12 protein-coding genes and 1 tRNA gene are annotated in these 24,671 nt (G+C 28.1%); 9 read left to right on the forward strand and 4 right to left on the reverse strand.

What is annotated here, in order from left to right; translation table 11 throughout:
• Window positions 1–195 precede the first annotated feature (195 nt).
• Together GFV14_RS00505 and dnaQ are read right to left on the reverse strand one after the other, a co-directional pair.
• Window positions 196–272 (reverse strand) — tRNA-Asp (locus tag GFV14_RS00505).
• A 116-nt stretch (window positions 273–388) separates the two neighbouring features.
• Window positions 389–1,141, reverse strand: coding sequence for a DNA polymerase III subunit epsilon (gene dnaQ / locus GFV14_RS00510; RefSeq protein WP_457914656.1), 753 nt, complete (start codon window positions 1,139–1,141; stop codon window positions 389–391).
• Between the two features lie 53 nt (window positions 1,142–1,194).
• Between dnaQ and rnhA the strand changes: the two genes are divergently transcribed.
• Window positions 1,195–1,659, forward strand: a complete 465-nt coding sequence (gene rnhA / locus GFV14_RS00515) for a ribonuclease HI (RefSeq protein WP_457914403.1) — start codon at window positions 1,195–1,197, stop codon at window positions 1,657–1,659.
• A gap of 545 nt (window positions 1,660–2,204) precedes the next feature.
• On the forward strand, window positions 2,205–2,960 hold the full coding sequence (gene gloB / locus GFV14_RS00520) for a hydroxyacylglutathione hydrolase (RefSeq protein ID WP_457914404.1): 756 nt from the start codon (window positions 2,205–2,207) through the stop codon (window positions 2,958–2,960).
• 4,112 nt (window positions 2,961–7,072) lie between these two features.
• Here gloB and lysC read toward each other — a convergent pair.
• On the reverse strand, window positions 7,073–8,449 hold the full coding sequence (gene lysC, locus GFV14_RS00525) for a lysine-sensitive aspartokinase 3 (RefSeq protein WP_457914405.1): 1,377 nt from the start codon (window positions 8,447–8,449) through the stop codon (window positions 7,073–7,075).
• Window positions 8,450–10,124: 1,675 nt separating this feature from the next.
• On the opposite strand from lysC, the gene GFV14_RS00530 reads away from it, so the two are divergent.
• Together GFV14_RS00530 and ispG are read left to right on the forward strand one after the other, a co-directional pair.
• Window positions 10,125–11,291 carry a bifunctional tRNA (adenosine(37)-C2)-methyltransferase TrmG/ribosomal RNA large subunit methyltransferase RlmN gene (locus GFV14_RS00530; RefSeq protein ID WP_457914406.1) on the forward strand — a complete coding sequence of 389 codons (1,167 nt, stop codon included), beginning with the start codon at window positions 10,125–10,127 and terminating at the stop codon, window positions 11,289–11,291.
• Window positions 11,292–12,580: 1,289 nt separating this feature from the next.
• Complete coding sequence (gene ispG, locus GFV14_RS00535; protein ID WP_457914407.1) at window positions 12,581–13,702, forward strand: flavodoxin-dependent (E)-4-hydroxy-3-methylbut-2-enyl-diphosphate synthase; 1,122 nt, start codon at window positions 12,581–12,583, stop codon at window positions 13,700–13,702.
• 882 nt (window positions 13,703–14,584) lie between these two features.
• On the opposite strand, the gene thiI is transcribed toward ispG, so the two are convergent.
• Window positions 14,585–16,036, reverse strand: a complete 1,452-nt coding sequence (gene thiI, locus GFV14_RS00540; protein ID WP_457914408.1) for a tRNA uracil 4-sulfurtransferase ThiI — start codon at window positions 16,034–16,036, stop codon at window positions 14,585–14,587.
• Between the two features lie 1,189 nt (window positions 16,037–17,225).
• On the opposite strand from thiI, the gene hisS reads away from it, so the two are divergent.
• The 5 genes from hisS (at window position 17,226) to rpsB (ending at window position 24,596) form a co-directional block, all read left to right on the forward strand.
• Window positions 17,226–18,542 carry a histidine--tRNA ligase gene (gene hisS / locus GFV14_RS00545; RefSeq protein WP_457914409.1) on the forward strand — a complete coding sequence of 439 codons (1,317 nt, stop codon included), beginning with the start codon at window positions 17,226–17,228 and terminating at the stop codon, window positions 18,540–18,542.
• Entirely contained in the window at window positions 18,529–19,152 is a 624-nt protein-coding gene (locus GFV14_RS00550; protein WP_457914410.1) for a YfgM family protein, read from the forward strand. The genes hisS and GFV14_RS00550 overlap by 14 nt, the downstream gene beginning before the upstream one ends.
• A gap of 148 nt (window positions 19,153–19,300) precedes the next feature.
• The gene (gene bamB / locus GFV14_RS00555; RefSeq protein WP_457914411.1) at window positions 19,301–20,479 is read left to right on the forward strand and encodes an outer membrane protein assembly factor BamB; all 1,179 of its coding nucleotides are present in this window, start codon (window positions 19,301–19,303) and stop codon (window positions 20,477–20,479) included.
• 118 nt (window positions 20,480–20,597) lie between these two features.
• Window positions 20,598–22,070, forward strand: coding sequence for a ribosome biogenesis GTPase Der (gene der, locus GFV14_RS00560; RefSeq protein ID WP_457914412.1), 1,473 nt, complete (start codon window positions 20,598–20,600; stop codon window positions 22,068–22,070).
• 1,800 nt (window positions 22,071–23,870) lie between these two features.
• The gene (gene rpsB, locus GFV14_RS00565; protein ID WP_457914413.1) at window positions 23,871–24,596 is read left to right on the forward strand and encodes a 30S ribosomal protein S2; all 726 of its coding nucleotides are present in this window, start codon (window positions 23,871–23,873) and stop codon (window positions 24,594–24,596) included.
• The last annotated feature ends 75 nt before the right edge of the window (window positions 24,597–24,671 follow it).

The following is a 24,671-nucleotide window of genomic DNA, read 5'->3' on the forward strand; positions in this document are numbered from 1 at the left end:
TAATATGTTGTATTGAACATCATCGGTGAGAGTGTAGAACGCAATACCATCTATAGTTTTATGAACGCTTACATGTACTAAGTTGTCGAACATGTATGATCTTGTGAGAAATATTATCAGATTTTAAACGATAAAGATCGTGAAAGTTATTGTAATAACTTCTTTTAAGAAGATACATAGTATTAAGTGACAATGTGGCGGAACGGACGGGACTCGAACCCGCGACCCCCTGCGTGACAGGCAGGTATTCTAACCAACTGAACTACCGCTCCGAATATTTTCTTTCAGAGAAATTTATAGTATAATCTCTTGCAGAGATAGTCAATTCTTTTCTTATAAAATCGCGAAGTTGAACAGTCTTTAGTTTAAATCGAAAAATACTACTATATTATATTTTTGTCCTTGAATACTGTCGCCAAAGACATCTCTTACCATTTTTTTGATTAATAGTATCAAGTTTCTCTTCATGATCTGCCAATTCCTGATCAGTTGTGTAAATCACTTTAAGACCATTGCTTGGGCGTTCTATAAATTTTACTTCTTCAAAAAAATTCTGATTTAAAGAACTATCATGTTTAGAAAAAGCTAAGGATGTCTGTCCTCCTGTCATAGCCAAGTATACAGCGGATAATAGTTCGGCATCGAATAAAGCGCTATGTAAAGTTCGTTTTGTGTGATCAATTAGATAGCGGTCACATAAGGCATCTAAGTTATTTCTTTTTCCTGGGAAAAGCTGCCGAGCCATTACCAAGCTATCCGTAATTTGACAAAACTTAGCTATTGGCAGAATATTTCTATGAAGTTTTCGTAATTCATAATCGATAAAACCAATATCAAATGGTGCATTATGGATGATTAACTCAGTTCCATGAATAAACTCAATAAACTTATCAGCAATATCAGAAAATGTAGGCTTGTCTTGTAAAAATTTATCACTAATACCATGAATTTTAAATGCCTCAGCATCGACTGGACGATCAGGTTTAAGATAAACATGGAAATTTTGACCAGTGAGTTTACGGTTAATTATTTCAACAGCACCAATTTCAATAATATTATGTCCTTCATAATGGACGTCTAGTTTATTTATACCGGTAGTTTCAGTATCAAGGACAATTTGTTTTTTTATCATAGTACTCATCATAGATTTTGTGTCACACTAGATATAAATGAATACAATAGAGTTTAACAGAAATGAGAAAGCAAGTGGAAATATTTACTGATGGTTCTTGTTTAGGAAATCCTGGAGCAGGTGGTTACGGTATCCTTATTCGTTACAAACATCATGAAAAAATACTTAGTAATGGTTTTTTTTTGACAACAAATAATCGAATGGAGCTTCTTGCAACGATTATTGCACTAGAATCATTAAAAAGACCATGTGATATTATATTAACTACTGATAGTCAATATGTCTGCCAAGGAATTACCAAATGGATCCATAAATGGAAACAAAAACAGTGGCGTAAGTCGGACAAATCTCTTGTTATTAATGTAGATCTTTGGAAACGTCTTGATGAAGTCATTACTTCTCATTCTATTGATTGGCGTTGGGTAAAAGGTCACACAGGGCACTCTGAGAATACAAAATGTGATACACTAGCTCATCAAGCTGCTGAATTTCCTACTAAAAAAGATCTTGGTTATCAGGAAACTTAAATTTGAATTAAATTTAATTCATAAAGATTTTTACATGGTAATTAATACTCGTATAATAAACTGATCATTTCGATAGTAGAGTATTATATATTTAACTAAATAAATTTAATTAAATATTTTTATAAATACAAAGATGATTTCAATAGAGTTGTTTTTTCTAAAGGACGAGAGAGTTTTTTAAAATGTTATAGGTTTTATAGATTAAAATTAGTAATAATGAATCAGTTATTTTAAATTAATACCGGTGTAATTTTATGAAAAACTTCATAAGATTATTATTGTATGTCAATATTTCAGATGTTACATTTTTTATATAAACTTAATACAGTGTCATATACTTATCTATTGATTGTTCAGTATTCATATGTTTAACCTTAATTCATTGGAAATCAGAATGTTAACCATTAAGGTCAAAAAATATTTAATAAGGTTAACAATATTGTTCTTTAAAATTAATATAGACTAATTTATAAGGATATGAAGTTTTTATTATAAATAAATATTAGTTTTATTCAACTAGATTGAATAAAAGTGTAGAGGTGAGCATGGATTTAATACGAATACCTGTATTAAATGATAACTATATTTGGCTTATATCTAATAATTATCGACAATGTGTCATTATTGATCCTACGGAATCAGAACTGATTTTAAAAATTATTATACAAAAAAAGTTTATTCCTAAAGCTATTTTACTCACTCATCATCATAATGATCATACCGGTGGTGTTATGGGTATTTTAAGTGTGTTTAGAAACTTACCTATATTTGGGCCTGAAGAAACGCGAACTAAAGGTGCTACACAGATAGTAGAGGATGGCGATGGTGTTAAAATAGAAAATTTTTATTTTGATATCATAGGATTACCCGGTCATACTCTAGGTCATGTTGGTTTTTATCGATCTCCTTATTTATTTTGTGGTGATACATTATTTTCTGGGGGTTGTGGACGAATATTTGAGGGAACACCGGAGCAAATGTATTATTCTATTCAAAAAATCTCTGCTCTTCCTGATAACACATTAATTTGTTGTGCGCATGAGTATACGCAATCAAATCTTAACTTTGCACATTATATTTGGCCTGAAAATATAACTATTTGTCAATATTTGAATGAAGTTTCAATTAAACGTAGTAAAAATCAACCCACAGTGCCATCGACACTTAAAATAGAACGAAAAATTAATCTATTCTTACAGTGTAATAATCGTATTCTGAAAAAAAAATTAAAGATCAATTCACTCAACACATCTCCTAAGACAGTGTTTATTATGTTACGTCAATTCAAAAATCAATATTAACTCTTTTCTTGTTGTCTTATTTTAGTGAGTCGATAATTATTAGTATTATTTTTTGACTGGATGCTACATTTTTTTAAAAAAATTAACTAGGATGACTGACTGGTGTACTATAAGTATAACAACCTTTGTTGTACTTACTCACCTAAGAAATATATAAACTTGACAAGTGAAAATAATCTTGGTTTGATATATCAAGAATTATAAATAGATTTGATAATTATATCATTAACAAAGAGATAATGAATTATTATAAAAAAACTTTTTATGATCTAAGATTAGAATATACCTCTTAGAGGTATTTAAATGATGTAAAATAAAAAAATAATTTTTGAGACAGTTATTTAATTTAAAAGCAACTGTATTACACAAATAAAAAGACAATGTTATGGAAGTTTTTATATCAAAAATATTCTCATCTAGAATAGATTCCATTCAGTATTTTATGCATAATTGAAAGATAAACAATGATAGATAGATAAACTACATAGGCATTGAAATATTTATTGCTATTATTATATATAACAATATTTCAGCTTATGTAGTCTATTTTCAATCATTGAATACTTAAAAATAATTTTATTAATTAATTCAATTATGTGATATACACGATTCGTAATATTTGATTTATGTCATTTTTATTTGCTAATACAGTGATTAAGATTTAGATATCAATGATTTTTATCGAGGCTAGAATAAGTATTGAGTCACTTGTTCTGTATATGATATTGCTCATTTCTATTGTAATTATATAGAGAAAACTTAAGTGTTTGTTTTTATTTATTTATTAATGACAACGTTTGTAACTACATTATAACTTTTTAAAAATATTGTTGCTTATTCTTCATGATTTATACATCAAAAGTCACAAAAATAATATTGACAAGATTTAATAATAAGTGAGGAAAAAAGATCTTTTTGACTATATTTAATATCCCATTCAATAGGTTTAGCATTGTTTTAATATTTTTCTTTTAAAAGTTTTCAAGAGTCATATACAATATTTTACTGAGAAAATCATTTGGTATTAATAAAATTGCAACCGTTTTTTAGGATAAATAGTAGTGTATAGAATACTTTTATATATTGATTACTAAGAAATAAGTGTGTTTTATTTTTTAGGTAAAACAAGTATTGTAACTTAATTGAGTAATAAATCTTTATTCAGGTGTAATATTGCACTCAGAATTATTATCATGTCTAATAAAAAGATGATATAGTGAATGATATAGTAATTATTTTTTAAATTATGTTATAAATTTATATCTCTTATTTTTGGTAATAAATATTTTAAGTTTATTAAAGTGTTTTAAAAGATGATATTTGTTCAAATAAATACAGTGTTATTTTATAACTGTCAATTATTAAATTCAATTACCTTTAGAGTGTTTGTTTAATTTTTAATAGATTTTTACCATAAGAACTGAGAAATTATCTAAATGTGCTCTTATTTTAATTATAATATTAGTCTATAGTTTGTGATTGTCTGTTGTACCGATATGTAGAAAATTATTGATAGATTTTGTTAATTTTAGTATATATACTTGGAATAATTTTACGAATTAAATTAAAATTATCTTTTTTAGATCTACTTTAAGATAAAATTAAAATCTTTTAACACACTAAAATAACTGTTCAATTATTTAATGAAACATTGCTTAATTAAATCTAATATTTTAATTTTAAGGAAATAAACTATCTAAATTACAATTGTTCTTTTTATTTTAATCTGCCTTGAAGAGAGGTAGAAGTAATAGTGGCATTCATTTTTTCCCTAAGAAAAATGATAAGTAAATTATAAAATTCTTGTTTTTGATTATTTTTAAAACATGAAGAAAATTTTATGCTATAATTAATATTAATTTCAAGTTTAATGATATAGATAAGCAATCTTACTTATTAAGTTAAAAATTAATTAATGACTACACTTCAAGAGTAATTTCGATATTATTTCATTTTCGTTTACAATAAATTCTTTATCTAACTCAGCAAATAACGTCTAATATTTTATATGTTTTTATCATTATTAATCTGCTAGAATGCAAATTCTAGTTTTTTTAAATATGATCAATGTTTTGAGATAAGATATCTTAGAACATTAATAATACGCCTACTTTTTTAGTCGTGTAGTAATTTAGTTTATCAATTTACAATACATTTCTTACGTACATATAAGATTTATGCACTTATGCGTCATGGATCTTGCGATTTTGCAATACACGTAGCTACTTATCAGTTAATAAGCACTGATAGTTGTAGAAATAAATAAATTTAATAATATTTTAGCCTCAGTGAGTTATAATAAATTATTATAAGATACACGTTAATTTTTTCTATGATATGCAAAATATATAATTTACTCTTTATGCATTTATTTAGTTTATGCAATTTTTGTAAAGTAGCGTTGTTATCACATTATAAAAGATGTCTATAGTAATTATGTTTTATTTTATCTAAAAGATCACGCCTATTGTATTATTAAATTTTATATACAAATTAAGTAAGGTCTTATGGTAACATTCAACATTACAACACTTTGCAATATTAGTTAGACAATCAAGTAGGAGGCTACATTTTATATATTTCTGGTGATTGTAGTAGAATATAATTCGAAGAAATCTTGATTTTTGTGAGTAAAATTTATACTGTTATTATAGTAAAGCGTTTTGCAATATTTTATTCTACTGATAGTAAGAAAAGGTATATTCGTAAGATTATTAAGTATTGTATTGCTTTGTGTGTAATAATTTCAGATCTTTTGAAGTTTATATGCAGAATCAATGAAGACATGATCAAGATATTGATAATGAAACTTTATGCAAGCTCTATTTAATAGTTTACAAGATACCAGTTTCTAAGTGAGCAGTGTGAGCATTTAATGTAAAATAAGAAATGTTATACAATTTCTTTTGTGATTTTATTTGATGAAATGTATTTTTAAGGATTTCTGTACTTTACGTAAAAGTACTAATATTAATTGAGATATAATGTCTAGCTAAAATCTGATATTGGTTGTTAACCTTATTACGTTTTTTGTTATCTCAAGCCTTGTGTAATAAAATGATTTTAAATATGAAGATTCCATGCAACATTATCTCATATCAGTTTTGAATGTAATTAAAGAAATATATCATTATTTTATCTTTTTATTCATATCTTCGTTGTGAAGATGCGTCAGGAAGTGACACAATTAAGCTCAATAATGTATAATAGTATTAAGTGTAATTTTTAGATTTTAGGAGTTTATAAGTACATTGATGTTCAATATCGATTATTGACAATAGTTCATTAATCTGAGATCTAGTTATAGATAGTAGTTTTATTTTTAAGATTTTGAAGCTATTTCATTTTTTAATTGACGATAGTAAATATAAACTTTTTATCTTAAAAGAAAATTTTGATTTTAGTAAGATTGATCAAAACATAAATTAACTTTTATCGAATTATTTTTTTTAGTTATTTTTGGGAAACATGTAAAAATTTGATTAGATACTCTAAAAATAAATTTAATATTATTACTTATTAATATAAAATAAGAGTTGCTTTGTAAAAGCAAAGATAGCTATTTCAAATACAGTGAATATTGTAAAGATTTTTAGTTGTATTAGCGATTATTTATTGTAATATGCATTTATACTAAAATAGTTTTTTGAATTTTTTATTTGAATGCTATATAAAATATGTACCTAGCATTTCTGTATTTTAATAAATCTTACAATACTATCTAAAAATACACAATATATTGTATCGAACTGTATACTGAATGAGGTGAAAAATATTTATTTATAAGAAGAAAAGGATATGATTTGTTAAAATATTTTTTTAATTCATGGTGTTATATAGAATATGTTTTATGATTTTGAATATCATATAGTAATAATTACATGTAAAAAAAGATAATCTATAGGTTATTATATTTGCTAGAGTATAGATTGTTTATTGATATCATACGATACTTACTTGCAGCTATAGTCATTTAGTTAATCCTATTCATCAAAAGACTAGGACGTGCTTTATATTATCGTTTTTTTGTAAAATAGTATGAGTGTATCTTAGATTCTTTTAAAAGGCGATCATTGATTTATTTTTTGATGAAGAAAAGAAAGTATTACGGATTATTCAAATAAATTTAAGTGCAGTGTGCGTATGATTTCTTCGGCGTTATATCCTGGCACTAGTAGACAAATATTATGGCTGCTAGCACCGTAACTAATCATTCTGATTTTGAACGATTCTAAGGCGCTAAAGATTATTTTACCTAATCCATTCGTCTTTGATAATTCATTACCGATAATAGTGACTAAGGCTAGATTTTCTTCTACTTCAACGCGGCAAAAAGCTGATAATTCAGTAATTAGCATATTTGTTAATAAGTTTTCATTAATACCTTTTAATCCGGTTGTATCTAATGCGAGTGCAATACTAAACTCTGATGTAGTTATTAGAGAAATAGAAATATTATGATGCAATAAAGTTGTAAATACTTTAGTTAAATAATCATGAGCGTGTAGTATTTTTAAGTTATGAAAAGTCAAAAGTATTTGCTTGCGACGTAAAGCTAATGCACTAAATTTTGTTGAATGAACAGTTCTAGAACAAACTAATGTACCTCCTAATTCAGGTTGCTTGCTAGATCTAACAAAGACAGGAATGCCCGAACGTACTGCTGGCAGTAATGTATCAGGGTGAAGAATATTTGCACCAAATGTAGCCATTTCTGTAGCTTCATCGAAAGTAATTTCGTTGATACGTTTAGCTGTTGAAACAATCCGAGGATCTGTCGTATAAATACCTGGTACGTCTGTCCAGATATCAACACGTGATATATCAAGCACTTCCGCTAGGAGTGCTGCGGTGTAATCACTACTACCACGACCAAGTGTGGTTGTACGATTTTTATTATCTTGTCCAATAAAACCTTGTGTTATTACCAAAGTATTTTTCAAATAAGGTTTTAATCGTAGCTGAGCAGACTCTTTTAATTGTAGCAAGTCTGGTTCGGCATATCCAAAAGTTGCGTTAGTCTTCATTACATGACGTACATCAAACCATTTTGCATGGACTCCGTATTGACGTAGCACTTCGACGAACAGTAACGTTGACATTAATTCACCGTGGCTGATTATTTCATCTGTTAAAGCATCAGAAGTAGAAAGTGATGCAGCATTTGCTAAATGTGCGATATTAGTTAATAAACAATTTATTTTCTTGCGAATAATTTTTGAAAATTGTATTTTATTAATAATAGCATATTGAATATCTTGTACTTGTTGTAGTAGTGTATGAATTTTATTCATATCACAGCCTTGAGCAAGTTCAGTCAATAAATTAGTAATGCCCGCAGAGGCTGATAGAACTACTAGACGGACGTAACGATTTGAAAAAATAAGGCTGGCACTTTTATTCATTGATTCATAAGTATCAACGCTGGTACCACCAAATTTCGCAATAATAAATGAATTATTTTTTATTAAAGGTGTTACTGAATTCATGACATTCATCCATTTTATAAAATATTTGATATAAAATATTAAGTTCGATATGTATTTTAAATAACTAATATATAAAAAGTAGTAATGCTCATAATGTCAAATTTATTATTATGTTTCTAGAGAACTTCAGAAATATATTTAGAGTTTTTTAACTATGATTGTTATTTATCTGGTTATTACAATCAAAACCTATCGTAGTTACACACGTCAGTTGAGAAATATTGAATAAACTTTTTTTGATCAACTGAAATCTTCTATCTTAAGATATCAATCTGTATGATTTCTTGTGTATATTGTGATGTCTTTTGAAAGATATTTGAGAATGAAAGATGTATTTTTAATTATTTTCCTAAAAAAGTATTTTATATAATCACGTTAAACTATTTAGAATAGAAGTTATTATAAATAGAATCACACTACTGCAGTAGTGTATTAATATTTAGTTTATGAGATTAAACGTGAAAGTAGTCGAAATATTAACACGACTTTTCTAATGATATATTTATAAAACATAGTTTTAAGAATGGGCATATCTATTTTTAGAAATATCATAATATGAGCAATATTTTTTTAGGATGAAATGCATGTTTTGTATTCATAATACTGTATCTTTACTTGTGTATTTAAAATTAACATGCGTGATCTCATAAAGAGAAAGGAGAATTAGATGACTGCATCCTTAATAACAGTCACTGAATGCATACGTCCTCTATTAGATTTTGATAGTTACATAGGTAATATATTTCGATAATATATATTATATGCTGGTTTTTTCATTGAAAAACAAAATGAAATTTACATATATTTTCAGACAATCCTCAGTCGCTATATTATTTAATATATATTCAATTAGTAAAAATATTATAGAATATGAAATAATTCTTATAGGTATGAAAATATTTAAATTTAGTGTATAAATTGAGTATTTGTTATTTTACTATTATGTATAAAAATGCTGAATTGAATGAATTTTAAGAGGTTTGTTATATGGTTCAATATAGCATTTTGATTAAAGGAAATGAAGTCAAGAAAATTAGAATTTATACGAGATTCTTTTTGAAACACTAACTTTTCTTGTTATTCATTTTAAAAGTGAGATTGAGTGAATAATTATAAAATATTGCCATCTAATATTATTTTATTTAATAAAATTAAATCAACTTAAATAACATGTTAATAGCTACTTTAGATGCTGACTAAAGAAATTATTTTACTGGAAAAATAGTCTATAGTATAAAATTTATAGAAGCATGAAATTGTATATTTTACTGAAGATAAAATCTGGATACAGTAATAACGAGAGATTTAAAGTTAATCAGCATATACTTAAAAATAATTTAATTTCTGTCTAGGAGTTCAGTGCTAGATTTTAGCTCACTAATTAATAATAACATAATTCAGGTGATAAGCGTGCTTTTGTATGCCTTGCTCTCATTAGAAACTTTTAATTTAATTAATATAATAAATGAGTATTTTATTTAAAAATTCTTAGATTCTGTATTTTTTACTTTGTAAAATTATTCATAGTTATTTTATCCTATGTACTAAAATCTTTTAAGAGTATATCCACAAAATTATTATGTCAAATTTATATTGAAAGAATCTAAAAAGTTTATATACCGTAGTGCTACTATTAGTAGTGCACGCTGATAGTGTAATAACAAGGTAATTTACAATGTTCAATATAACTACAAATGCAGAGTGTAAATTTTCCCACGCTCTTTGTGTCGCGCCACTAAAACAGACACATAAAATCAACCTGTTAGATTTAGATTATCAAAAGATGCGTAAATTTTTTATACAAATAGGAGAAAATCCATTTAGAGCTGATCAAGTCATGCAATGGATTTATCACTACTATTATGACGATTTTGATAAAATGACAAACATTAATAAAGCACTGAAAAAGAAATTACAATTGGTTGCTGAAATCCGCGCACCAGAAGTTATTGAAGAAAAAAAATCTATTGATGGAACTATTAAATGGTCAATAAATGTTGGAAATCAGGCGGTTGAAATGGTGTATATTCCAGAAAATAACCGCGCTACTCTGTGTGTTTCTTCTCAAGTAGGGTGTGCGTTAGAATGTAGATTTTGTTCTACAGCACAACAAGGTTTTAACCGTAACTTACGTGTATCTGAAATTATTGGACAAGTTTGGCGTGCAGCAAAAATTATTGATTCTTTGAAATCCAGTTGTTATCGTTCTATTACTAATATTGTAATGATGGGTATGGGTGAGCCATTATTGAACTTAAATAACATTATTCCAGCTATGGAAATAATGATGGATAATTTTGGTTTTAGGTTGTCTAAGCGCAGAGTTACTTTATCAACCTCAGGTGTTGTACCTGCATTAGATAAATTAGCTGATATGATTGATGTGGCGTTAGCTATTTCATTACATGCACCAACAAATGATATACGTGACAATATTGTTCCAATTAATAAAAAATACAATATTGAAAGTTTACTTAGCAGCGTAAGGCGTTATTTGTCTAAATCAAATGCTAACGGTGGACGTGTTAGTATTGAATATGTAATGCTTGATCATATCAATGATAGCATTGAACAAGCTCATCAATTAGCTAATTGTTTAAAAGATACACCGAGTAAAATTAATTTAATTCCATGGAATTCATTTCCTAGCGCATCTTATATCTGTAGTTCACATAATCGTATTAACCGTTTTTCTAAGGTGTTGATGGATTATGGGTTTACTACGATGATTCGTAAAACGCGTGGAAACGATATTGATGCGGCTTGTGGACAGCTTGTAGGTACAGTAATTGATAGAACGAAGCGAATAATAACAAAACATATGGATGGGAACCTTATCTAATTAAACACAATTTAACATATAATTTTATTGATAAAATTATTTTAATTAGTATTTTGAATTATTTCACGAATAAGTCATAATATTTTATTAACCTAAAATTTTTATCGTGAATTATATTAATGAAATTATTCAGTGAGTAAAATTACAAACAAAACTCAAAATGAGATTTATATTATATTAATTAGCACATAGTATCATTTTAAACTCGAGATGTTTATGAACATAATTCAAAAAATCTGACAAGATATTTTTATTTTCAGTACATATAGTAAAAAGAATAATAACATTTGATGCTATAAAGTGTTAAATTTCTTTTTATATATTTTTATGTGTTTATTATACTTGTCTTGTTGATGTTTTCTGAAAATGTATTAAATTTTGATGATAAACTTATGTTGCAGAAAAACTTTAATAGTTTTATGTAAAATGATTTTCTTAAAAAAGAATACAAAATGTGATTATGAATTAATAAAATGAATATAAATAATGATTGTTATTTTAATTGCAATGATAAGTGTTTAGTAGCAATAAAATCATTAATTATAAGAAATAAATAAGTTAGCATCATCCATAAAATAACTTCATTCACTTGTAATAAGATATAAGTAAAAATCAAGTAAAACAATTTATTACTTCAGTAAATAGTGTGGTATCTAAAATTATCAATCTTTATCTAATTATTAAATAACAATTTAGTATATTTCTTTTTAGTGACAGAAATGAAATCATAGATTAATGCATCACACTGCAGTTTAAAATTTTTATTGCTTAATATGTTTACTAATATATATTATGATGATGAATCATATTTAATTAAATGAAAATAATTAAGATGATTATCTATCATCTTCATATATTTTTATAAAAAATTTTCATGTGAATATTGTCTGAAGTATGTTATAAAAATAAAAGGATTGAGTAATATTAATAATTATAGAGATAAATTAAAATTTAAAGTACATTCTTATGTGTCTTAAATATTTTTGAGTTGTATATTAATATGAAATTGAGTCATGCATCAATAACAGAAAAATATAAAATATACTTTTGTTTTTTTATTATAATTAATATTATTGTAGTTTACGGTTTAAACGTCTAGGTGTATACTTAAAATAATATAGCTTATACTTGAATAGGTATGAAATGATATCTTTGTAGTAATACGATTTAAGTAAATAGATGTCAAAGTTCTAATTTATAATATGCTATACTTAAATCGAAGTGTGAGAAATATAATTACATAATAATTTTTTAAAAAAAGATAGAGATATCTAGAGAATTGAATTAAAATGTATAAAGTATCCTTTATAAAAAGACGTAAATCTACCCAAATTCATGTAGGTAGCGTGCCTATCGGCGGTACGGCACCGATTTCTGTTCAATCGATGACCAATACTTGCACCACTGATATTGATGCTACAGTTCGTCAAATAAAATTATTAGAGCGTCTTGGTGTTGATATTGTCCGTATTTCAATTCCATCAATGGATGCAGCTGAAGCTTTTAAACTTATCAAACAACAAGTTGATGTGCCTTTAGTAGCGGATATTCATTTTGATTACCGTATCGCACTGAAAGTAGCTAAATATGGAGTTAATTGTTTACGTATTAACCCGGGTAATATTGGTAGTAAAGAGCGTGTTCGCCAAGTAGTTGATTGTGCAAAGTATTACAATATTCCAATCCGTATTGGTGTTAATAGTGGTTCATTAGAAAAAGATATTCAAGAAAAGTACGGTAAACCTACACCTGCAGCACTAGTTGAATCTGCGATGCGTCATGTTAATATTTTAGATAAATTAAATTTTAATTCTTTTAAAGTGAGTGTTAAATCTTCTAATGTTTTACTTGCCGTAGATTCTTATCGGTTACTTTCAAAGAAAATTGATCAACCGTTACACCTTGGTATTACTGAGGCAGGTGGAGTACGTTCAGGTTCGGTTAAATCAGCAATCGGTCTTGGTATATTATTGTCTGAAGGTATTGGTGATACACTACGTGTTTCATTGGCCGCAGATCCCGTTGAAGATGTCAAAGTTGGATTTGATATTCTCAAGTCATTACATATTCGTTCTCGTGGGATTAATTTTATTGCGTGCCCTACTTGTTCACGTCAAGAGTTTGATGTCATTAGTACAGTGCATGCATTAGAAAAACGCTTAGAAGATATTATTATGCCAATGGATGTCTCGATTATCGGTTGTGTAGTAAATGGACTCGGTGAAGCGAAAGTTTCCACATTAGGTGTTGCTGGCGCAAGAAATAAAAGTAGTTTTTATGAAGATGGTATGCGTCAAAAAGAACGTATAGATAATAATAACATTATTGATCAGCTTGAAGCAAAGATTCGTGCAAAAGTAATGATCTTAGATCAAAATAATTATACCGAAGCTAATCAAATCGAAACATAAATATTAATTACTCTATATAAAGTCAGTTTAGTTTTTGCTATTTTTAATGTTTATAATATTATTTTTTAAAAAATATTTAAAATAATAAGAATAAAATAACTGAGTATGTTCTATTTTTTTAAATTCTAGTGAGTATTTTATTTAATAAAAATATCATACAAATTAGTTTGAATTATCGGAAAGTGTTTATTTAAAGATTTTGTGCTGTTTTGCTATATTTGCAACTGTTCCTAAATAAATCAAGATATGTTCAACGTTACATATTTGTATTAAGTGGATAATAAGATCCATATTAAAAAATATTGTATTAATATAACTATTTTACCTGTTAATAAATTTTTACATACGAAAAGTTATTTATTTTATATCTATAAAATAGATTAAGTGGTCAAAAATTTTTATAAAAAATGATAGCTTTGCCAATGTTATTCGTATGATTTGTATTTTTAATACAAAGATCATGATAGTTGTCCGGTTTTGTTAACTGTTGTTGATATAAGCTTTAGAACTATATTTGTAATACTGTCTTTATTGGGTACTATTTATATCTCTAGTAGCTATACATAATACTTTTCTAAGAGAATTATTCTAGAGTATGCTAACTCTCAAAACATGTAAAAGTATTTTAGAAGCGAATAAAATATCTCATCAATATTGACTTCTGCGATATGTTGTTTTCTTCTTTTTTCAGAAGAAATGCGTATTTTGTTAAAAGATGTTTCAATTAATTCAAGCTATAGGTTTTGAATATTCTCATAAGAAATATCACAAATATGTTTAAAAAATTTAAATAGGCTTATATTTTGATGAGTTAAGTCATCGTACTATATATACTTCAAATATAGGGAATCTTGTTTTCAGGATCATAAGAATACAATAATATTATGGGCGATACACTTTGACGTTACTAAAACCTTGCTCTTGTAAAGAGAGGGCTTGTAAATGACTCATGACACCACGATCACAGTATAACAGATATGTTTTCTCTTTTGGTAACTTATGAAATTTGGTACTCAACTGATAAAACGGAATATATTTTATTTCAACACCATCAATTAATAATGGTTTAGTTTCATGATCATTGGGTGAACGAATATCAAGAATAATTTCATTTTTAGTCAAGCACTTTTTAACCATTTTAATTTCAATAACTTTGTTACGACTTTCTTGAATTATTCGGTGAACATTAATATGTTTAGATTGTGTAATGACTTCATCTAAAATACTAAAATTAAAATTCGCTTCTGCTTTTTCAATTTTAGCTTTACTTGATTTCACTGTTGGATTTTTTGAAATAACGCCACAGTATTCCGGTATGATTTTAGCGAAGTGTTCTGTCCCAATTTGTCGAGCTAATTTAATAATATGTTCTTTATCATGTGAAATCAGAGGTCGTAATACTAGTATATCGTATGCATTATTGATTAAATTTAAATTCGTTAGCGTTTGGCTTGAAACTTGCCCTAATGCTTCGCCGGTAACAATCGCTTGAATGCCATAATGTTTCGCTACTTTAGATGCTGCACGAACCATCATTCTTTTTAATACGATCCCCATTTGACTATCGTCAATTTTAGCAAGGATCTCACCGATAACAGGCTCAAAATTAATAGTAACAAAGTGTACTTTATGTGAGCTACTAAAGCGGTTCCACAGATAGTACGCGATTTTCTTAACGCCAATTTCATGCGCTTCACCACCTAGATTAAAAAAACAATAGTGAACACGACAACCGCGACGCATCAACATATAACTAGAAACCCCTGAATCAAAACCACCAGAAATAAGTGATAATACATCTTCTTGAGTGCCAATTGGAAATCCTTTAATGCCTTCATATCGAGCTTTAACAAGAATTAAGTTTTTATTTTCAATCTTTAAATTTACTGTAATATCTGGATTTGTTAAATTTACCTTTGAAGATAAAATTGCTTGGTTTAGTTTACCACCAATGTAACATTCTGCTTCACTCGAGGTAAAAGTATGTTTACCTCTACGCTTTACACGTACACAGAAGGTTTTATTTTCTAAGGAATGAATATAAGATTGATGTACTATTTCATAAATATGATGCAAACTAGTAAATGATGTTTCTTCTACTTCGAGAATATGATGTATGCCTGGTATACAAGATAATCTGTCACAAATTTCGTTGTGTTTGATTTTTTCTTTAACACGAACTGTAATTTTATCCCAATGACGGACAACCACGATATCTTGATGAAGTACTGAGAGAATATGACGGATATTACTTGCAAGAATTTTAATGAAATGAATCCTAACAGTTTGGCTTTTAATTGTAATTTCTGGAAATAATTTAATGATAAATTTCATAATAATATTATGGTATATGTTATAAAAAGTAAAGTAATATATTTTAAACATTATAAACTTAAAAGTTACTAATTTTTAATAAAAGACGTATGATAGCAATGGGTGTATATATTGGCTGTAAAAGTTTAGTCAGTATTGTGTGTTTCGTAATTATAAAAGAATAAATATTAGTGTCATATATTAATATTTAATATTTAAATACTACCGATACTTCTACTATATTTAGTGATATTTGTCGTTATCTTTATTTATATGAGAGGATTTAACGTTTAAAATCATATTAAATTATAGATTTAATTAATGTTTTACTCTTTTTAAGGAGTGCACATAGTATCTAAAATATATTTTCTGACAATATATTAATTATATTATCAATATTGCTAAATGCATGTTATACGATTTCTAGTCATTTTATTCAAACTGAAAATTGTTAGTCTGCTATTGCTTTTTTTGTGAAGATTTTAGTCTTAACTTCATATTTTATATGGTAAATCTTGAGTTGTTACAAAGATGCTGTGTATTATGCTGAAATTTGTTATCTGCATTATAACTGTTTAGGCATTGTATTTATGTTCTTTCTGTTTATTGAATTACAAATTACACAAGTTATGTTGACATGTAGACACATACTAAAATCAATTTTATTAACTAGATTTTTTTAATATTCTTCCTAGAAGATTGAGCTATTTTACAACATGTGTTTTTAAGAATATTTAAATATTTATATATGGTATTTTGATTAAATAGTCTTAGGTAAGTAGATAATGCTCAGAAAATAAATAGAGATGTAAAAATATTGTGTATTATTGCTTTATAATTGGTAAATATTCTTAATTGTTAAGAAACAAAGAGATACTTTGTTAAAATATTTTTTTGACTGATTATATTATTGTAAAATTTTATTATTTTTATGAAAAATATAAAATAATTCTCTTCATGAAAGTCTCTGAATAAATGATCAAAAGTTATCTTAGATAATGTGTATTGTAAATACCAATATAATAATATTGCATTAGCATTGATATTATATATTTTATTATGATGTTATCTATATAATCGTTCTTTTTATACGTCACTCCAATTATTTTGTGTATAGAGAATAATAATGTTATTATTGATCTATCGAATTCAATGATCTTTAAATTTTATAATTTCATCTCTTCGATTCTAAAAACAATAGAGATATAATGTGGCAAAAAATATTCAGGCTGTTCGTGGGATGAACGACTATCTTCCAGCAGATACTCGAGTTTGGCAAAAAATCGAAACAGTACTAAAAAACATTTTAAAAAATTACAGTTTTAGTGAAATGCGTACTCCGATTGTAGAGAATACGTTATTATTTAGGCGTGCGATTGGCGAGGTGACTGATATTGTTGAAAAAGAAATGTATACTTTTATTGATCGTCAAAAAAGTCAAAGGGACTTAATTAGTCTCAGTTTGCGTCCTGAAAACACTGCTGGATTTGTGCGCGCAGGAATTGAACATGGTTTACTGTATAATCAAGAACAGCGTTTATGGTACTTAGGACAAATGTTTCGTCATGAGCGTCCACAGCATGGTCGTTATCGTCAATTTTATCAACTAGGTGCTGAAGTGTTTGGTCTTTCTGGACCGGATATCGATGCAGAGATGATTATAATGACTGCGCGATGGTGGCGTGTTTTAGGCATTAGTGAGTACGTGTCTCTGGAGATAAACTCATTGGCCTCATTAGAGGCGCGATCATGTTATCGTAAAGCATTAATCGCTTATTTTGAACAGAACAAAGATAAGTTAAATGATGATTGTAAACGTCGCATGTATACAAATCCAATGCGTATTCTTGATTCAAAAAACCGAGATATCCAGATATTATTAAATAATGCCCCTAAGTTATCCGAATACTTAGATGACGAATCATATGATCACTTTCATGGTTTATGTAAACTTTTAGACGCTTCAGGAATTAAATATCGTATTAACCAACATTTAGTACGAGGTTTAGATTACTATAATCGTACTGTATTTGAGTGGATTACTACCTATTTTAGTTCACAAGGTACGGTCTGTGCTGGGGGGCGTTATGATGGTTTAGTTGAAAAACTTGGTGGTAAAGCAACTCCTGCAGTTGGTTTTGCAATGGGTATGGAACGTGTTGTGTGTCTAGTTAAAGAGCTTAACCCGAATTTCATTTCTGACACATCAATTACCGATATTTATTTAGCTACTTGTGGTGAAAACGCTCAAAACTTAGGGATTTTGTTAGCAGAACAAATTCGTGATCTATTACCTATGTTACGTTTAATGACTAATCATGGCGGTGGGAGTTTAAAAAAACAATTGACGCGTGCCGATAAACATGGTGCAAAAGTTGTATTAATTCTCAGTGAAGAAGATAGTTTTCATGAACGAATTAGTATAAAAGATTTACGTACTGGTAATCAAGAAAAAATATCACAGAAATCTTTAGCTAAAAATTTATCTAAATTGTTGATTTCAGGAGGTTTAAGTGGAATTTTATAGAAATACAAATGATTTCGTTAATACAGTCAAGTATTTTTTTATGCATTATGCAGTTTCGATGATTATCGGACTTGTAATGCTTATTTTAGCTGCTTTTGGTTGGTTTTACTGGGAGTCCCAGAAAACTAATATGTTACAAACAAGCGCTCAAAAATTTAAAATCGCAAGTACTAAATTTCATTTAAATTCATTTCAAGGTATTGAATTTGCTCGGAATTTTTTTAGAGAGACTACTAATATTTATGGTGCAATCATTGGCTTAAAGTTAGCACAGTTTTTTGTAGAGAATGGGGATTTAGTTAATGCAGAAAAAACATTAATAGATGTTTTTCCTAAAGTAAAATCTGAAAATATAGTCGATTTAATTAACATACGTCTTGCAAGAATACAACTTGCAAAAGGACAGCCTCATATAGCATTATCCTCTTTGAAAAACATAAAATCAACACCATGGCAAGCAGTGGTACAAAATTTACGTGGAGATATATTACTTTATAATGGCGAGAATATAGACGCAAAATCTGCATATACTCAAAGTCTAGAAATTACAGGTAGTCCACCCCTGAAAAGCCTTCTAATCCTTAAACTAAATAATTTATCTATATCCTAAAGAATCGGATTAATATTTTTTTGTGAATGAACAGCATTTAAGGTGAATGTAATAATTATTTAAATTCAGTGGTTTAATAAAAATGTTAAAAGCGAGACAGCTTAAAGTATGACAAGTATAATGTATAATAAAAAAGGAAACTATAAACATGCAGTTTCGGATAATACTTTTAATTAGCTTAGTCATGTCAGTTTCACTTCTTAGTTGTTCCAGCGAAACTGGTACAATCGTTACAGCTCCACTGCCGCAGGTTGACAGTCAATTCACCCCGACTGTTGTGTGGAATAAATCAGTTGGTGATGGTGTTAAGCAATTCTATTCTGATTTATCTCCTGCGTGGGATGGAGATATAATTTATACTGCTAATCGTAAAGGGTTAATTAAAGCATTTGAATTAAATAATGGTAAGACAGTTTGGTCAGTAGATCTTTCTAAACGTGCTGATTTTTTTTCAAAAAATTTATCTGCATTGTTATCAGGTGGGTTAACTGTTTTTGGTGATCATATATATATAGGGAGTGAACGTGGAACAGTTATTGCACTAAATAAAAAAGACGGATCGCTTATTTGGAATATAGAAGTTTCAGGAGAAGCAATTGCTCGTCCTGTTGCTAGCAACGATATTGTAATTATTCACACAGGTAATGGTTTTCTACATGCACTTGATAAAAGTAGTGGTAAAATAAAATGGACAGTTAATCTCGAGACGCCATTATTTTCTATACGTGGTGAATCAGCACCAAGTCTTGCTTATGGTGCTGCTTTTGTTGGAAGTGATAATGGGCGTGTAAGCGCTATCTTATTATCACAAGGCCAATTAATTTGGCAACAGAGGATTTCTCAAATTACTAGTGCAGCAGCAGTAAAACGCTTACATGATGTTGATATTACACCTATTATTGATGGTGATACAGTTTATGCTATTACGTATAACGGTATCCTATCTTCCCTAGATATGCGTTCAGGTGAAGTGAAATGGAAACGTGATTTAGGTTCAGGTTCAGTTAATAGTATAATTTTGTCAGGAGAAGATTTATATCTTGTTGATCAAAATGATTGTGTATTATCCATTCGTAAAATCGATGGTACCACACAGTGGATTCAAAAAAAATTACTTAATCGTGGTTTGAGCTCACTTGTGATGTATAATGGCTATATTGTGGTGGGAGATCAAGAAGGTTATTTACACTGGCTATCTACTAGTACAGGTAGCTTTATTGCACAAAAAAAACTCAGTAGTTCAGGATTAAAAAGTCGCCCAGTAGTTGCTGGTGATAAGTTAATCGTGCAAGCGAAAAATGGTACAGTTTATTTATTGATGAGTTAATTGTACAATAATTGGGAATTTATGATAATAATGTATACTTATATCATTTTTATTTTTAAGTGGTGTTTTCTTAAATGTAAAATATTTGTAATTAATGAAAGTGATGAGGCGTCAAATAATGATACCTGTTGTAGCACTGGTTGGACGTCCAAACGTAGGAAAGTCTACGTTATTTAATCAATTAACACGTACCCGTGATGCACTTGTGGCAGATGTTTCTGGTTTGACGCGTGATCGTCAATATGGCCGCGCTGAAGTGGAAGGACATGAGTTTATTATTATCGATACAGGTGGTATTGATGATGATACCACCAAAGGAATCAAACTACATATAGTTGCACAATCATTACAAGCTATTAAAGAAGCGGATGTTGTACTTTTTATAGTTGATGCGCGCACAGGATTAATGCATGATGATAAAATTATTGCAAAATATTTACGTAGTCGTGGTATAAAAACTTCTCTTGTTGTGAATAAAATAGATGGTGTTGATATAAATACTGTTATTGGTGATTTTTATTCACTTGGTTTAGGTAAAATTCATTTAGTTTCTGCCTCACATCGTCGTGGTGTTACTCAGTTTATTAAAGATTTTTTAAAACCTTTCATTATAACGGAATGTCAAGAAGTGACATTAACAGAAGAACAAAATACTACTGCTTATTGGACCTTGCAAAAAGCTAAAAATATACCTGAAGAAGATTATAATTTTGATTTTGCGCAGTTGCCAATTAAATTAGCTATTGTTGGGCGTCCTAACGTTGGTAAATCAACTTTAATTAATTGTCTTCTAGGTGAAGACCGCATGATAGTTTTTAACATGCCAGGAACAACACGTGATAGCATTTATATACCCATGGAGCGTGACGATCGTAAATACATCTTAATTGATACGGCTGGAGTTCGTAAACGTAAGAACGTCACAGAAATTGTTGATAAATTTTCTATCAGTAAAACATTGCAAGCAATTGAAGATGCGAATGTGGTTTTGTTTGTTATTGACGCTCGCGAAATTCTTTCCGATCAGGATTTATCAATGTTAAGTTTTATTATCAATATGGGTCGTTCATTAGTTCTTGTTGTTAATAAATCAGATGGCGTGCCGTTAGAAGACCGTAAGCGCATTAAAGATATGATAGAATTTCGCCTTAAGTTCTTTAATTTTACACGCATTCATTTTATTTCTGCTTTTTATGCTAGTGGTATTAGTGGGTTATTTAAATCAGTAGAAGAAGCTTATAAATCCGCAACACGACACGTTAGTACTTCGTTGTTAACACGTATCATGAAAATGGCGGAAAATGAATATCAACCACCACGACTGCGTGGCCGTCGTATAAAGATGAAATACGCGCATGCTGGGGGGTACAATCCTCCAGTGGTAATTATTCATGGCAATCAAGTGTCCGAATTATCGGATAGTTATAAACGTTATTTAATGAGTTATTTTCGTCGATTTTTAGAAGTTGTGGGAACACCAATCAAGATTCATTTTAAAGAGGGTAAGAATCCTTACGCAAAGAAAAAAAATCAGTTAACGGTAGCTCAGGTTCGTAAGCGTAAACGTCTGATGCAATATTTAAAAAAATAATAATGATATACAGTCTTTCGTATGAAGACACACGTAGAATTTTATCAACTTCTATATAATACTGTAACGAAAATACTATTGTGAAAATTGTAAATAATTATTCATTCTTAATTTAAGTAAAATTAAATCTTAAGACACTAAACAAGTCGAAATAATTTTTATTATTTAGATTAGAAAAGATTGTCATGTAAACCAAAAATTTTACACTTCTAAATAAATAAATTAATAAAAATTATCTTTATTTAAGATAAATATTTAATATGAATATATCTAACTTAGAACTGTTTTTAAGAGTTATTTGACGTTATTGATAAATGTAGCGTAGTATAATGATAGCATTAAGATAAATAAGAAGTGCACTGAAGTAAAATAAAAAAGATTTAGTCTAAATTGAACCAAATATTCTCAAGGATTTTCTGAATAAGAGAGGCAGTAATTAAAGAATATTATTATTGATCACATCAGTTAATAGTAATTGGATTTTCGTCATGAGTACATTAGGTTAATATTATAAAAACTAATATTTTAACTCATCACGCGTTGTAGTTTTAGTATTGTATTCCAGTACTGATAATTACCATGGAAAATACACATTCATCATGTAAGGTCTGTCGCAAATAGATTTATTTTTGTTATAGATATGCTATGCTTATTTTAAAAGATATGACTCTAAGAATCTAAAATCAAAAGTAGTATTATCTAGATTCAGTATTCTTTTAGTGCAATGCTTGCATGATTCAATATACTGCATACTATATTGTTAGGGCGCAGTATATTTCAATTTGATTGCGGAGTCGAATAACTTAATCGATTTTTATTAAAATATGTTATTTAATATAAGATATTATTTCCTAAAATTTTTTCTCATTAAGAGCAGTATGTATTTCTATATAACACTTTGAAAATTGTCAGAAGTAGAGTCTATCCTGATAAAAATAATCTTCAGAAAAAATCATTTTTAGATGCATGTGAACAGCGCTAAAAAACTACATAAATTTACTTTAACATTGATGTATATGCTATACATAAAAATGTGTTTTTTCATAAAAAAATACAATACAAACAGAAGAGTCATAATATCAAGCAACATCATCCAAAGAGACACTAAAAATTTCCCATACTATCTGTAATTGTATTTTTGATAAGTAATTGTAAAAAATAAGAAGATACTATAAGGATAGTATCCTAAATCACAATATTTGAAGAAGTTGATAATATATTCAAGAGTAATGGTTGTATAAGTGAAAATTTTAGATGCTATGTATTATATTTTGGAAAATTATTAAGATAACTCATGGCAGTCAATATATACTTAAATATTTTTTAGGTTTGAAATTTTAGTATCTCTTATTTTGCTATTAAATAGAAAAATATTGAAGAGATTTTAAGTAGATTATGAAGAAGTTCTTGTAATTTAAGATCTTATCACATAAAATATATTTAAATACAACACAGTAAACAATAGAAAATACTTAATTAGATAAAGATTAGGATAAAAACGTTAAAATAATTCATAATATTAGATATTATATTTAATAAAAAACAAAAAATTATTTATTATATATAATATATGATACAATATGAACTGTAAATTTATATCATCATTTTTTAATGAGAGATTAAAATTTAGTGAGAACTAAATTTTTTTAGTTATGTGTTAGCATGAAATATATTATGCAATAATACACACAAATTGATATATATTTTGAGTATTGTTATTTATTTTGTCAGATATTGGGTAAACATGTTATGAAATTCGTAAAATCATCACCTCAATTTATTTAAATACAGAGGTATTAAATGGCAATTGTTTCCATGCGCGATATGTTACAAGCTGGCGTGCATTTTGGTCACCAAACTCGTTATTGGAACCCGAAAATGAAACCGTTTATTTTTGGTGCTCGTAACAAAGTGCATATCATCAATTTGGAAAAAACTGTTCCAAAGTTTAATAACGCTCTGGTTGAATTAGCGAAAATTTCTTCTCATAAAGGTAAGATTCTATTTGTTGGCACTAAACGTGCAGCCAGTGAAGCTATTCAAGAATCTGCTAATAGTTGTGAACAATATTTCGTTAATCATCGTTGGTTGGGCGGTATGCTCACTAATTGGAAAACAGTGCGTCAGTCAATTAAACGTCTAAAAGACCTAGAGATTCAATCTCTAGATGGTACTTTTAATAAATTAACTAAAAAAGAAGCGCTGATGCGGACTCGTGAACTTAGTAAATTAGAAAATAGTTTAGGCGGTATTAAAAATATGGGAGGTTTGCCTGATGCTCTTTTTGTGATCGATGCAGAGCATGAATATATTGCTATAAAAGAAGCAAATAACTTAGGTATTCCCGTGTTTGCTATTGTTGACACTAATTCTAATCCAGATGGTATTAACTATGTTATTCCTGGTAACGACGACGCAATTCGTGCAATTAAATTATATCTACATGCTGTAGAAACTAGTATTATTGAAGGTCGTTCTCAGAATTTTTCTATGCAAACAGAAGCGCATTTCGCAATAAATGAATAATAAAGATTTTTTGATAAAAGTTCTTATGCACTGTAATTTATTCTTATATATAACATCATTAAAATGTTACAGACG

This window comes from Candidatus Hartigia pinicola, from assembly GCA_020541205.1.
Lineage (GTDB): Bacteria > Pseudomonadota > Gammaproteobacteria > Enterobacterales > Enterobacteriaceae > Hartigia > Hartigia pinicola.